The 13,674-nt window shown below is 70.7% G+C and carries 14 protein-coding genes; 12 read left to right on the forward strand and 2 right to left on the reverse strand.

The annotated features are described in order from the left end of the window. Positions 1-567: 567 nt before the first annotated feature. The 6 genes from GGR04_RS06870 (at position 568) to GGR04_RS06895 (ending at position 4,199) form a co-directional block, all read left to right on the forward strand. Positions 568-1,167 (forward strand): Maf-like protein, encoded by a 600-nt coding sequence (locus GGR04_RS06870; RefSeq protein WP_183199113.1) that lies wholly within the window; start codon positions 568-570, stop codon positions 1,165-1,167. Beyond that, positions 1,160-2,062, forward strand: coding sequence for a shikimate dehydrogenase (locus GGR04_RS06875; protein ID WP_246392895.1), 903 nt, complete (start codon positions 1,160-1,162; stop codon positions 2,060-2,062). Before GGR04_RS06870 ends, GGR04_RS06875 begins: the two co-directional genes overlap by 8 nt. Positions 2,063-2,164: 102 nt before the next feature. Continuing rightward, a complete protein-coding gene (locus GGR04_RS06880; RefSeq protein ID WP_183199114.1) occupies positions 2,165-2,611 on the forward strand; it encodes a DUF6841 family protein in 447 nt (148 codons plus the stop codon). A gap of 5 nt (positions 2,612-2,616) precedes the next feature. After that, positions 2,617-3,228 carry a dephospho-CoA kinase gene (gene coaE / locus GGR04_RS06885; RefSeq protein WP_183199115.1) on the forward strand — a complete coding sequence of 204 codons (612 nt, stop codon included), beginning with the start codon at positions 2,617-2,619 and terminating at the stop codon, positions 3,226-3,228. Positions 3,229-3,318: 90 nt separating this feature from the next. Beyond that, on the forward strand, positions 3,319-4,041 hold the full coding sequence (dnaQ, locus tag GGR04_RS06890) for a DNA polymerase III subunit epsilon (protein WP_183199116.1): 723 nt from the start codon (positions 3,319-3,321) through the stop codon (positions 4,039-4,041). 17 nt (positions 4,042-4,058) lie between these two features. After that, a complete protein-coding gene (locus GGR04_RS06895; RefSeq protein WP_210291686.1) occupies positions 4,059-4,199 on the forward strand; it encodes a hypothetical protein in 141 nt (46 codons plus the stop codon). 72 nt (positions 4,200-4,271) lie between these two features. Here GGR04_RS06895 and secB read toward each other — a convergent pair whose 3' ends face one another. After that, positions 4,272-4,772: a protein-export chaperone SecB gene (secB, locus tag GGR04_RS06900; RefSeq protein ID WP_183199118.1), complete on the reverse strand. Its 501-nt coding sequence runs from the start codon at positions 4,770-4,772 to the stop codon at positions 4,272-4,274. Positions 4,773-4,912: 140 nt separating this feature from the next. Continuing rightward, complete coding sequence (locus GGR04_RS06905) at positions 4,913-5,419, reverse strand: FxsA family protein (RefSeq protein WP_183199119.1); 507 nt, start codon at positions 5,417-5,419, stop codon at positions 4,913-4,915. A gap of 189 nt (positions 5,420-5,608) precedes the next feature. Here GGR04_RS06905 and GGR04_RS06910 point away from each other — a divergent pair, with 189 nt between their 5' ends. From GGR04_RS06910 to GGR04_RS06935, 6 genes are all read left to right on the forward strand, one after another. Beyond that, a complete protein-coding gene (locus GGR04_RS06910; RefSeq protein WP_183199120.1) occupies positions 5,609-6,304 on the forward strand; it encodes a Tim44/TimA family putative adaptor protein in 696 nt (231 codons plus the stop codon). A gap of 63 nt (positions 6,305-6,367) precedes the next feature. Next, positions 6,368-7,501: a murein transglycosylase A gene (gene mltA, locus GGR04_RS24400; protein WP_312857417.1), complete on the forward strand. Its 1,134-nt coding sequence runs from the start codon at positions 6,368-6,370 to the stop codon at positions 7,499-7,501. Continuing rightward, positions 7,498-8,055 (forward strand): Smr/MutS family protein, encoded by a 558-nt coding sequence (locus GGR04_RS06920; RefSeq protein ID WP_183199121.1) that lies wholly within the window; start codon positions 7,498-7,500, stop codon positions 8,053-8,055. The genes mltA and GGR04_RS06920 overlap by 4 nt, the downstream gene beginning before the upstream one ends. Continuing rightward, positions 8,052-8,447: a helix-turn-helix domain-containing protein gene (locus GGR04_RS06925; protein WP_183199122.1), complete on the forward strand. Its 396-nt coding sequence runs from the start codon at positions 8,052-8,054 to the stop codon at positions 8,445-8,447. The genes GGR04_RS06920 and GGR04_RS06925 overlap by 4 nt, the downstream gene beginning before the upstream one ends. Before the next feature lie 213 nt (positions 8,448-8,660). Beyond that, complete coding sequence (locus tag GGR04_RS06930) at positions 8,661-10,388, forward strand: efflux RND transporter periplasmic adaptor subunit (RefSeq protein WP_183199123.1); 1,728 nt, start codon at positions 8,661-8,663, stop codon at positions 10,386-10,388. Further along, positions 10,385-13,666, forward strand: a complete 3,282-nt coding sequence (locus GGR04_RS06935) for an efflux RND transporter permease subunit (protein ID WP_183199124.1) — start codon at positions 10,385-10,387, stop codon at positions 13,664-13,666. Before GGR04_RS06930 ends, GGR04_RS06935 begins: the two co-directional genes overlap by 4 nt. Positions 13,667-13,674 lie beyond the last annotated feature (8 nt).

Here is a 13,674-nt window from a genome sequence, read left to right on the forward strand (position 1 = left end):
TCAACAGGGCGCCCGAAACGACGCGCGCATCGGCACGCCGCCCTCGCCCTCGCGCATCCGCCGCAACCCGCTGCTTCGCCGAAGACATATCGGCAAGCGACCCGACTGCCGGATCGGCCCGTCCCCGTTTTTCACAAGCTCCTTTCCACAAGCCTGCCCGGAGTATGTTCTGTGGACGACGGGTGGGTTATCCCGGCGGCCCGGGCGAGGCCGGGACAATTGGCCGACTTGTCCGCACTCGCCCACAGGGCGGCGGAATCTGCGGGCACAAACCGGGCGCCCGCTTGCGGTTCCCGAGCGAATCGAGTCCGCCCTCGCCATGCACCCGGCTCGATCCGCGCGTAAGATCGAGCGATTTTCCGGGGAATGCCACCGAACGAATGCGAGCCGGTTCGCAAAACCGCTCTTAATGGTTATTAAAGCCGCCAAACTTGAAGAAAACACTAACGTTAAGGCTCTTCGGGAAGGTTTTCGAAGCTCGTGTTATCAGGTCTTAACGGTGGTCCATCCCGTCGTTTCGCACCCGAACAGAGCTCGATCATGCCGAGTGTTGAGGCAAGGATTCTCATGACGAAGCCCATCGTTCTCGCCTCCGGCAGCATCCATCGGCGCGAACTCCTGAAGAATGCCGGCGTCGACGTCACCGTCGATCCGTCCTCGCTCGACGAGCGCGCGCTGGAGGCGCCGCTGACCGGCAGCGGCCTCGCACCCGAGGAGATCGCCGCCGTTCTTGCCGAAGCCAAGGCCGCCGACGTCTCCAAGCGCCATCGCGGCGCGCTGGTGATCGGCGCCGACCAGACGCTGTCGCTGGGCGACACGATGTTTCACAAGCCCGCCGACATGGAGGCCGCGCGCCGCACGCTGCTGGCGCTCGCGGGGCGCACCCACCAGCTGACGAGCGCCGTGGTGATCGTCGAGGACGGCAGCGTGACCTGGCGCCATGTCGGGGTCGCCCGCATCACGCTGCGCCCGCTCGTTCCCGGCGAGATCGGCCGCTACCTCGCACGGGCGGGCGACGCCATCCTCACCAGCGTCGGCGCCTACCAGATCGAGAAGCAGGGCATCCAGCTGATGGAGCGCATCGAGGGCGACTTCTTCACCATCATCGGCCTGCCGATCCTGCCGCTCGTGGCGGAGCTGCGGGCTCGCGGCGCGATCGATGGCTGATCTCGCGATGCCCGTCCTGTCCCGTCCCGCCGGATCGTCGCTGGAGGGCCCGCGCGCCTTCGTCGCCGGCTGGCCGATCGCCCATTCGCGCTCGCCGCTGATCCACGGCTTCTGGCTGGAGGAGCACGCGCTTCCCGGCGCCTACGAGCGCGCGGGCGTGCCGCCGGAAGAGTTTGCGGCCTTCCTCCAGGGCCTGCGCGCCGCCGGCTGGACGGGCGGCAACGTCACCATTCCCCACAAGGAGGCCGCCTTTGCCGCCGCCGATCGGCGCGACGGGGCGGCCGAGGCGATTGGCGCGGTGAACACGCTGTGGTTCGAGGGGGATCGCCTCGTCGGCGGCAACACCGACGCCTACGGCTTCTCGGCCAATCTCGACGAGCGGCTCAAAGGCTGGCGCGATGCGCAGAACGCCGTCGTGCTCGGCGCCGGAGGCGCGGCGCGCGCCGTGGTTCAGGCGCTGGTCGAGGCGGGGATCGGCGAGATCGCCGTCGCCAACCGCAGCCGAGATCGCGCCGAGCGGCTGGCCGCGGATTTCGCCGGCCGCGGCGCGCGCCTCGTGGCCCTCGACGACGCCGGGCTGGCGAGCCGCCTCGCCGGCACCGACCTCCTCGTCAACACGCGCCCGTCCGAAAAGGGCGGCGGCGCGGCGCAGGGCGCCGCCGAGACCTCGCTCGAAGGGCTCGCCCCCGCCGCCCTCGTGACCGACATCGTCTACGTGCCGCTGGAGACGCCGTTCCTCGCCGAGGCACGCCGGCGCGGCCACCGCACCGCCGACGGGCTGGGTATGCTGCTGCATCAGGCAGTGCCCGGCTTCGAGCGCTGGTTCGGCGCACGCCCGAACGTGACGCCGGCCCTGCGGGCGCGTATCCTCAACGATATCGACGCCGCGCGCTGATCTCCCGCCATCCGGCGGCGCGGGCCGCCATCGGCCCGGCCGTCCGCCGCCTCAATCCCGCTCCGGCGATCCGTCGCCGGTGCGCGCAGAAGGACTTCCCCCATGGACGAGCGCTCCCCCCATCCCCTGTTCGAGCCCGCGCCGAGCGACGCCCATGACGCCGAGGACGCGATCGAGGATCTCTTCACCGCCTATGCCGGCGGCTTCGACGATTTCGACGCCGCCGCCATCGCCGCCTGCTTCGCCTTTCCCGTCACCATCTGGCAGGCGGGCCGCGGCAACGTCTTCGCCGACGAGGCCGAACTGACGGAGAACATCGAGGCGCTGCTCGCCGTGTTCGAGCGCGAGGAGATCGTGCATTCGACCTACCGCACGATCGAGGCGGCGGGCGACGGGGCCAGCGCCTTCGCCGTGCTCGACTGGCGCCAGGAGCGCGAGGACGGCGAGGCGGCGCTGGAGTTCCGCTGCCGCTACGCGCTCGTTCGCATCGAACCCGAGCGGGATGCGGATGGCCCGGTCTGGCGCATCGCCTTCGCCGTGAACGACTGACCGCCATGATCGTCCTTGGCCTCACCGGCTCGATCGGCATGGGCAAGTCGACGGCGGCCGCAATGTTCGCGGCGCTCGGGTGCCCCGTTCATTCTGCCGACGAGGCGGTGCACCGGCTCTACAGTGGTCTCGCCGCGCCGCTCATCGAGGCGCGCTTTCCCGGCACGCTTGCCGGCGGCACGGTGGACCGCGCGGCGCTCGGGACCCGCGTTCTCGGCGACGCCGCGGCGCTGCGCGATCTGGAGGCGATCGTTCATCCGCTGGTGCGGGCCGAGGAGGCACGGTTCCTGCGCGAGGCGCACGAGGCCGGCGCGCGCCTCGCGGTGCTCGACATTCCCCTCCTGTTCGAGACCGGCGGCGAGACCCGCGTCGATCGCACGCTCGTCGTCACCGCGCCCCCCGAGGTGCAGCGGGCGCGGGTGCTGGCCCGCCCCGGCATGACGCCGGAGCGCTTCGAGGCGATCCTGGCGAAACAGATGCCGGACGCCGAGAAGCGACGGCGCGCCGATCTCGTCGTGGACACCGGCGCCGGGATGGCGGCGACGCAGGCCGAGATCCGGCGCATCGCCGCGATGCTTCTGCTTGAGGACGAAAACAAAAAGGGAACAGGCGTTTAGCGCAGGGGAGAAGCCCGTTCATCGCGCATCAAGCCGCTTGCGGCACGACCGGGAAGGCCCGACATGAAGGGGCGGACACCGGAGAGCCCCATGCGCGAGATCGTCTTCGACACAGAAACCACCGGCCTCGACTTCGCACAGGACCGCGTCATCGAGATCGGCGGCATCGAGCTCTGGAACCACATCCCGACGGGGCGCGACTACCACTGCTTCATCCGGCCCGAGGGCCGCAAGGTCGATCCGTCCGCCTTCGACATTCACGGCCTCTCCGACGAGTTCCTGCGCGACAAGCCGGTCTTCGCCGAGATCGTCGATGACTTCGCCGCCTTCTTCGACGGCGCGCGGCTGATCGCCCACAACGCTGCCTTCGACATCCGCTTCCTCAATGCCGAGCTCGGCCGGCTCGGGCGCCCGGCGATCGAGCCCGGCCTCGTGATCGACACGCTGCCGATGGCGCGGCGCAAGTTTCCGATGGCGCCGGCGACGCTCGACGCGCTCTGCTCGCGCTTCCAGATCGACACGAGCAAGCGCGAGAAGCACGGCGCGCTCGTCGATTCCGAGCTTCTGGCGCAGGTCTATATCGAGCTGATCGGCGGCCGGCAGTCGGCGCTGCGGCTCGTCACCGACGCCGACGGGCTGGACGAGCGCGGCGTGGAACTCGCGCCGATGCGCGTGCCGCCGCGCCCCGTGGCGCTCGCGCCGCGCCTCAGCCCCGCCGAGATCGACGCCCACGCCGCCTTCGTCGCGACGCTCGGCCCCGATGCGCTCTGGCCGAAGGTGCTGGGCTCGGCGCAGGCCGTCGCCGCCGAGTAGCCGCTGGCTTGGCCGCGATGGTGCGCCGGCCTATGCTGGCGCGGATGAGCCTCGCTGCCGATCCCGTTCCTTCGGTCGAGGCGGCGGAGCGGCTGGCCGAAGCCTTTCCGGCAGCGGTCGAGCGCTTCCGCCGAACGGTCGATCCCGAAACCGACTGAGCGTTCCCGACGAAAAAGGCGCCGCCGGGGATGCCGGGGCGCCTCGTTCTCAACTTTCGGATCGATGAGCCGTCAGACGGTCTGGACCTGCTGGCGGGCGCGCTCCTCGGCCATGCGCTGCGTGAACAGCGCCGAGAAGTCGATGGGGTCGATCATCAGCGGCGGAAAGCCGGCATTGCGCGTGACGTCGGCGACGATCTGGCGCGCGAAGGGGAAGAGCAGGCGCGGGCACTCGATGAAGAGCAGCGGCAGCATGTGCTCCTGCGGGAAGTGCTCGAGGCGGAAGACGCCGCCATATTCGAGTTCCACGTGAAACAACGTGTCGGCGCCCTCGCCGGCGCGCGCGTTCAGCGTCAGGCGCACGTCGTACTCGCCCTCGCTGCCAGCCACCGCGTTGGCGCCGACATTGACGCCGATGTTGATGCCGGGCGCCCGCGCCTGGCCGCGCAGCGAGGCCGGCGCCTTCGGGCTCTCGAAGGAGAGATCCTTGATGTACTGGGCGAGAATGCTGAGGTTCGGGGCTTCCGGGGTCGCGCCGTTTCCGTTCACGGGCGGCATGGTGGTCTCGGACATGGACATCCTCCGAAGGGTCGGCGCCAAGCGCCGGTTGGGCGTCACGCGGCGCCGTGGATCGGTGCGGCAGCTATCACGCGGGGGCCGCGAGAACAAGGCGAGGTCCGGCGGCGCAAGCGGCGCGGCCGGCCGGTGCGGGCTTAGTGCAGGGTCGGTCCCGCGCCCGGCGCGCCCGGACCGCGCCGATCGTCGTCGATGCGGATCCACGGGCTGCCGTCGCGGCGCCGGAACTCGGCCCCGTCGAGCTCCACGATGTCGGCGGCCGGCGCCGGGCGCGCACCGACATTCACGACGCGGATGCGACGGCGCAGGGCGTTCCACAAGAGATCGCGGACGGGGGGCACGAAGAGCAGCAGCCCGACGACGTCGGTGACGAAGCCGGGCAGCACGAGGAGGATGCCGGCGAGCGCGATCATCGCGCCGTGCGCGATCTCGCGGTCGGGCACCCGCCCGGCCCGCGCTGCGGCGCGGGCGGCGGTGAGCGTCGAGAGGGTCTGCCGGCGCAGCAGCATCGCGCCGACCACCACCGAAAGCACCACGAGGGCCAGCGTCCAGCCGACGCCGATATGGCTGCCGACCCAGATGAAGACGCCGATCTCGAGAAGCGGCAGCGCCAGAAGCGCCAGGGGAACGAGGATCAGCGGCATGGGGAAACGGCAACTCCGGGGCGGGTGGAACGGGTCGCTCTCGCCGGCAGCCCCTCGCCGGCCAGTCTGCTCGGCTATGAGCCGGGTTCAATCCCTAGATAAGACGCGTCTTCGTGAATTTGAATGCGCGGAGACCTCCCACTATATAAAGCTTCGTTGACCGAAAACGCGAAAGGCGCACGCAGCTTCATGGGCTTTGGGACGATCTTCTTCATCGTGGTGGCGGCGATTGTCCTCTATCAGCTGCGCAGCGTGCTGGGACGGCGCACCGGCAACGAGCGCCCGCCCTTCGATCCCTTCTCGCGTCCGGCCGACACGGCGACGCAATCTCAGGGCAACGTCGTGACGCTGCCCTCGCGTCGCGTCGGCGACGAGCCGGTGGCCGTCTCCGGTACCTACGAGGCGATCGACGCGCTGGCCGCGCCGGGCACGCCCGCCAATGCCGAGCTTCGGCGCATTCGGGATGCCGACCCCACCTTCGACATGAAGCAGTTCATGGAGGGCGCCAAGATCGCCTACGAGATGGTGGTGACGGCCTTTGCCGATGGCGACCGCAAGCTCCTGAAGAACCTGCTGTCACCGGAGGTCTACCAGGGCTTCGAGGCCTCGATCACCCAGCGCGAGGCGCGGGGCGAGCGGATGCAGTCATCCTTCGTCGGCATCAACGACGCCGCGGTGGCGGGGGCCGAGCTGAAGGACCGCGAGGCCTTCATTACACTGCGCATCGTCTCGCAGCTGATTTCGGCCACCACCAAAGCCAATGGCGAGGTCGTCGACGGCGACCCCGAGACGGTGGTCGAGGTGCGCGACGTCTGGACCTTCGCCCGCGACACGCGCTCGCGCGATCCCAACTGGAAGCTGGTCGAGACCGAGTCCGAAGACTGACGATCGTCGCCCGCCGCGCTTTGCGGCGGCGCGCCCATCGGCCGAACCGCCCGAAGGCGTCCCGTGCCCCCCACCGATCCGTTTCCTGCCGTGACGCCGCTTCGCTTCGCGGAACTCGAGGGCTGGCCGACGCTCGACGTCGTGCCGGCCCTCGCCGCGTTTCGCCGCTCCGCCGTCGCATCGACGACGGCCTCGCCGAATGGCGCTACCGTTCTCGCGGCACCGGAGACCCGTGCGCCGGCGGCCGGTGGAGTTTCCGCAGCTTTGCTCGACGCGGCCTTCCAGGCGCTCGTCGCAACGCCCGATCCTGTCTCGCAGACACAGGCCCGCCGCTTCTTCGAGCAGGCGTTCGAGCCGGTGCGGGTCGAGACGCCCGGCTTCGTTACCGGCTATTACGAGCCGCTCGTGGCGGGATCGCGTGAACGCACCGACGCGTTCACCGTGCCGCTCTACGTCCCGCCGTCCGATCTCGTGACGGTGCCGCCCGAGAGCGAGGGTGCACCCGGGCGCTTCGTGCAGAGCCTCCCCGACGGCTCGACGCGCGACTATCCCGACCGCGCCACCATCGAGGCTGGCGCCTTGGCGGGCCGAGGTCTCGAGATCGCCTGGCTGGCCGATCCCATCGACGCCTTCTTCGTTCACGTCCAGGGATCGGCGCGCCTGGCGCTGCCGGACGGCACGACGATGCGGGTCGGCTACGCCGCCAAGAACGGTCACCGCTTCACCGCGATCGGCCGCGTCCTCGTGCAGGAAGGGCGCCTGGCGCTGGAGGAGGCGGACATGGCGGGCCTGCGCCGCTGGCTGGCCGCCCATCCCGCCGAGATGCGCCGCGTTCTCGACCAGAACCGCTCCTTCATCTTCTTTCGCGAAATGCCGGACGACGAGCCAGAGGCCGGGCCGATCGGCGGCGCCGGCGTGGCGCTGACGCCGCTCGCCTCGCTGGCGGTGGATCGCCTCCTTCACGCCTACGGCACGCCGATCCTCGTGGAGGCGCCGACGCTCGTCGTCGAGGGCGCACCCTTCCGGCGGCTGATGGTGGCGCAGGACACGGGGTCGGCCATCGTCGGCCCCGCGCGGGGCGACATCTTCACCGGCTCGGGCGCGAGCGCCGGCGCGCTTGCCGGCGGCATCCGCCATCCCGCCCGCTTCACCCTGCTGCGCCCGCGCGAAAACAGCGTGGAGAGGGCGGACCGATGAAGCGCCGTCGCCAGCTTTCGGGGGAGGAGACGCGGCTCTGGGTGGCGATCGCGCGCTCGGCCCGGCCGCTGAAGGGCAAGACGGCCCCCGAGATGCCGCCCGCGCCGGAGGTCCCGGCGCCCGCGCCGCCTCCGCCTCCGCCGCCCGGCAAGGCGCGCGCCACCGCGGTCTGGACGGCGCCCGTCCTGCCGGAGACGCCGGCCCGACGCACGCCCGCGTTGCCCGTTTTGCATCCGATCGAGCGTCCGGTGCGGCGCAAGATCGGCAAGGGGCGCGTCGCGCTCGACGACCGCATCGACCTGCACGGGCAGACCGAGGCGGTGGCGCACGGCACGCTCCTCTTCTTCCTGCGGGGGGCGCAGGCCCGCGGCCACCGCCACGTGCTCGTGATCACCGGGCGCGGTGCCTCGTTCGGCTCCACCGGCACGCTCAAGCGCGCGATGCCGCACTGGTTCTCGACGCCCGAATTCCGGCGGCTCGTCGCCGGCTTCGAGCCGGCCGAGCGCGGCCATGGCGGCGAGGGCGCCTTCTACGTACGGGTGCGCCGGCCGTGACGCCGTTCGGCGAGAAGGTGCGCGCGCTGCGGCGCGAGCGCGGCGTGACGCAGAGCGAGATGGCGCGCTCGCTCAGTGTCTCCTCGGCTTATCTCTCGGCGCTGGAGCATGGGCGGCGCGGCCGCCCGACCTGGGATCTCCTGCAGCGCATCATCGGCTATCTCAACGTGATATGGGACGATGCCGAGGAGCTGCAGCGCCTTGCCGAGCTCTCGCACCCGAAGGTGACGGTGGAGACGGCGGGCCTCGGACCGGCCGCCACCACGCTTGCCAACCGGCTGGCCGAGACGATCGCGATCCTTGCGCCTGCCGACCACGTCGCGCTCCTCGCCGCACTCGAGGAGGCCGCGAGCCGCGCCGAGGCGCTGAAGCGCGCCCGGCGTCGGCGATAGGCATCGCACGCCGAAGCTTGCGACCGAGATCGCGCTCAGGCTTGCGATCGGGATCGCGCGCCAGCTTGCGATCGGGATCGCGCACGAGGACGATCCGTCGCGGGGACACGTTGGCGTGAAGCCGAAAGGCTCTCTCGCCGCAGCGCGAAGGTCGCCTACCTAACGGTCTCGTCATCCGCACACGCTGCGGTTCTCCCTGATGCGAGTTCACCGATGGGCTTCAAGGCCGTCCGCATTCGCCGCGCCGCCTGCGCGCTGGCGTTCGTCTCCCTCGTGGGCGCCGCTCCGGCGCTGGCCCAATCCGGCGGCTCTCAGGCCGGCGGGTCGCAGTCCGGCGGCTCCGGCCCGGGCACCGATGGGGGAGGCGAGGCCGAGCGGCCGAGCGTCGATCTTCCGATCGTCGGGCGCATCCCGCTTCCGGGCTTCCTCGCCGGTCTCTTCGACGGCTCCGACGAGGCGGCCGGGCAGAGCGGGGGCGCGGGCGGCGACGGGGCGGCGGCCAATGCCGAGCCCCCGGCAGTGATCGTCGAGACCATCCAGACGCAGTCGGTCGGCGACACGCTCGACTTCATCGGCACGGTCCAGCCGATCGAGCAGGTGGGCGTTCGCGCCCGCGTCGACGGCTACATCCAGGCGGTGGCCTTCGAGGGCGGCCAGCGGGTGAAGGCGGGCGACCTCCTCTACCAGATCGAGCCCGCGCAATACGAGGCGGCGCTGCGGGCGGCGGAGGCGCAGCAGTCGGGTGCGCAGGCGACGCTGAACCAGACGCAGCGCAATTTCGAGCGCCAGCAGGGACTGGCGCAATCCGGCGTCACGGCCCGCGCGACGCTGGACGACGCCACCGCCCAGCTCGAAAACGCGCAGGCGAGCCTTCTCCAGGCGCAGGCCGCGGTGACGCAGGCCCAGCTCGACCTCTCCTACACGCGCATCGAGGCGGCGATCGACGGCGTCATGTCGGCGCCGCTGATCACCCGTGGCAACTACGTCTCCACCACCACGGCGAGCGACCTTGCGACCCTCACCCAGCTCGACCCGATCTGGGGCGTCTTTCCCGTCGGCGAGGGCCAGCTCGTGACGTGGCGGCGCATCGGCGTCGGCGAGGTGCAGGACCCCCCGATCGCCGAGAACGGCCAGATCGACGGTGCCTCGGGCGGCGGCGAGGGCGACCAAGCGGCGGCTGCTCCGGCCGGCGAGGAAGCGCAGGGCGACGCCGCGGCCGCCGGCTCGAAAGAGGCGGGCGGCCAAGCGAACGGCAACGAGGGCGGCGACGAGACCGTGATCGCCTCCGCCGACGGCACGGGCGCCGCCGGCGCGCCGCCCCCGCCTGCAGGCGCCGAGGAGGCGGGAGCCGATCCCGCCGTTCCCTCCAACGAGATCGGCGCCGGTTTCGATCTCAACCTCCGCCTGCCCAACGGCGCCCGCTACCAGCTGCCCGGCACGTTCGACTTCGTCGGCAACACCGTGAACGCCTCGACCGGCACGGTGGAGACGCGGATCTCCTTCCCCAATCCCAACGGCATCCTTCTCGCCAACCAGAACGTCACGCTCGTGGCCTCCGAGAAGAACCCGCCGGTGCTTCCCGTGGTGCCGCAGGCGGCGATCCAGCTGTCGCGCGAGGGCCGCTCGGTGCTCCTCGTCGACGGCGAAGGCACCGTGCGCCGCCAGCCGATCGAGACCGGCAAGACGATCGGCAATCTTGCCTCGGTGACGCAGGGACTCTCGGGCGGCGAGACCGTGATCGTGCGCGGCGCCGCCTCGGCCAAGGACGGCGCCAAGGTGCGCCCGCTCAGCCAGGCCGAGGCCGACGCGGAGGCGCAAGCGCGCCGCGCGAACCGGCCGGCCGGGAACGGCGAGGGCGGGGGCGGGGGAGCCGGAAACGGCGGGGGCGAAGCCTCCGGCGGCACCGGCTCGGGCGCCTCGGGCGGATCGGCCGCCCGATGATCTCCGACGTCTTCATCCGCCGACCGCGCCTTGCCGGCGTCATCTCCGTGGTGGTGGTGCTGGCGGGGCTGCTGGCCATCGCCGTCCTGCCGATCGCGCAATATCCCGAGATCACCCCGCCCACCGTCTCGGTCTCGGCCAACTATCCCGGCGCCGATTCCACCGTGCTGGCGCAGGCCGTGGGCGATCCGCTGGAGCGCGCCATCAACGGCGTCGAGGACATGACCTACATGTCCTCGACCTCGACGGATTCGGGCACCTATTCCCTCTCGATCACCTTCGCCATCGGCACCGATCCCGACATCGCGCAGGTCAACGTCTCCAACCGCGTGCAGCTCGCCACCGCGCAGCTGCCCGAGGCGGTGACGCGCCAGGGCGTGACCGTGCGCTCGCGCTCGCCGAACTTCCTCATGGCGGTCGGCTTCTTCTCGGAGGGCGGTCAGGTCTCGACGATCGACATCGGCGCCTACCTCTCCTCCACCGTCGTCACGGCGCTGCAGCGCGTCGAGGGCGTGGGCGACGCCAACGTCCTCGGCAATGCCGACTATTCGATGCGCGTCTGGACCGATCCGGTGCGCATGGCTGCGCTGTCGATCTCCCCGGCCGAGGTCAACGCCGCCATCCAGGCCGAGAACCTGCCGGCCTCGACCGGGCAGATCGGCGGCTCGCCGGCGCCGGAGGGCCAGGCGCTCGTCTACACGATCACCTCGCAGGGCCAGCTCAACACCGCCGCGCAGTTCGAGAACATCGTGGTGCGCGCCGAGCAGAACGGCGCCATCGTGCGCCTGAAAGACGTGGCGCGGGTCGAGCTCGGCTCGGAAAGCTACGCCGTCAATTCCTTCGTCGAGGGCAATCCCGGCAAGACCATCCAGATCAACCAGTCGCCCGGCGGCAACGCGCTGGCGACGGTGACGGCGATCCGCGCCGAGCTGGAGCAGCTCAAGGGCCAGTTTCCGCCGGGCCTCGACTACCAGATCATCTACGACTCCACCCAGTTCGTGGACGCCACGATCCACGAGATCGTGCTGACGCTGGCGATCACCGCCGCGATCATCGTGGTGGTGGTGTTCGTCTTCCTGCAGGACTGGCGCTCGACGCTCATTCCCGCGCTGGCGATCCCCGTATCGCTCATCGGCACCTTCGCGGTGCTGCTCGCCATCGGCTTCACCATCAACGTCATCACGTTGCTCGCGCTGATCCTCGCCATCGGCCTCGTGGTGGACGACGCCATCCTCGTGGTGGAAAACGTCCAGCGCGTGATGACGGAGCGCAAGATCGACCGCGTCGAGGCGACGCGCATCGCGATGAAGGAGATCACCGGCCCGATCGTCTCAACGACGCTGGTGCTGCTCGCGGTGTTCCTGCCCACCACCTTCCTGCCTGGCCTCTCGGGCCAGCTCTACCGCCAGTTCGGCCTGGCGCTGTCGATCTCGATGCTGCTCTCCTCGGTGGTGGCACTGACGCTGACGCCGGCGCTCGCCGCCTCGATGCTGCGCCCGCCCACCGCCGCCTGGGGCCCGCTGCGCTGGTTCAACCGCGGGCTCGACGCGACGCGCAACACCTATGCGGGCGCCGTCTCGTTCCTCGTGAAGCGCGTGCTCGTGGCGCTTGCCATCTTAGGTGTCGGCTTTGCCGTGGCGACCGTCTCGTTCCTGTCGCTGCCCTCGACGCTGCTGCCCGACGAGGACCAGGGCGCCATCCTCTTCGACGTCTCGCTGCCGGACGGCGCCTCGCTCCAGCGCACCACGGAGGCGATGCTCGAGATCGGCGACATCCTCGCCGAGACGGAGGGCGTCAACTCCTACGTCCTCAACGCCGGCTATTCCCTCCTGCAATCCTCGCAGCGCACCTCCGGGGGCCTCGGCATCGTGACGCTGAAGCCCTGGGGCGAGCGTCCCGACCTCTTCGCCATCCTGGGCGAGCTCCGAGGAAAGTTCGCCGCCATTCCCGGCGTCCAGGTCGCGGCCTTCCCGCCGCCGCCGATCCCCGGCCTCGGCTCGGTCGGCGGCTTCACCTTCGAACTGACGGCTGAGAACGGCCAGGATCCGACCGAGGTTGCGCAGGTCGCGGCCTCCTTCGTCTCGGCCGCCAACGAGCGGCCGGAGATCGAGGGCGCCCGCACCACCTTCTCGGCCGACGTGCCGCGGCTCTACATGACGATCGACCGCGACCGGGCGGAGACGCTGGGTCTCTCCGTCGCCGACATCTACGACACCGTCGGCTCCACGATGGGCGAGACCTTCGTCAACCAGTTCATCTACGACGGGCGCATCTACCAAGTGCGCCTGCAGGCCGAGGCCGACGCGCGGCAGGCGGCGAGCGACATCGGCGATCTCTACGCCAAGAACGCGAGCGGCCAGATGGTGCCGTTGCGCTCCGTCGTCACGGTGGACACGACCTTCGGCCCCTATGCCGTGCCGCGCTTCAACCTGTTCACCGCGCCCCAGATCACCGGCCAGCCGGCGGCGGGCTATTCGTCGGGCGCGGCGCTGACGGCGCTGGAGGAGGTCGCGGCCGAGGTGCTGCCGGACGGCTATTCCTACCAGTTCTCCGGCACCTCCTATCAGGAGCGGCAGGCGGGATCGGTCACGTACATCGCCTTCGGCCTCGCCTTCGTCTTCGCCTATCTCTTCCTCGTGGCGCAGTACGAGAGCTGGCTGCAGCCGCTCACCGTGATGCTGTCGATCGGCATCGCGGCGGCCGGTGCGGCGGGCTCGCTCGCGGTATTCGGCTATTCTTCCAACATCTATTCGCAGATCGGCATGGTGATGCTGATCGGCCTCGCAGCCAAGAACGCCATCCTCATCGTCGAGTTCGCCAAGGAGCGGCGCGAGGAGGACGGGATGGAGATCACCGAGGCGGCGGTGATGGGCGCCAAGCAGCGCTTCCGCGCGGTGCTGATGACGGCGCTCGCCTTCATCCTCGGCCTCATTCCGCTCGTCCACACCTCCGGCGCGGGCGCGGCCTCGCGCAACGCCATCGGCACGGCGGCGATCGGCGGCATGGTGGCGGCGACCTTCGTCGGCATCTTCGTGGTGCCGGCGCTCTTCGCCTTCTTCGAGCGCCTGCGCGAAGGCCGCAAGGGCAAGCTCTGGGGCCGCGAGCGCGAGGATCGCTCCGACCTCTCGGACAAGGCGAAGAAGAAGCTGGAGACGGCCGAGGCCGCGCGCGGCAAGGAGGCCTCCGACAAGGGCGCCACCACCGACGCCGGCCGCGATCGCTTCCCCTGGAGCTTCGGCGACGCACGTCCCGCCGCCCCGGCGGCCCCGGCCGAATGATCCGCAGC

This window comes from Aureimonas pseudogalii (assembly GCF_014196835.1).
GTDB classification, from domain to species: Bacteria; Pseudomonadota; Alphaproteobacteria; order Rhizobiales; family Rhizobiaceae; genus Aureimonas; species Aureimonas pseudogalii.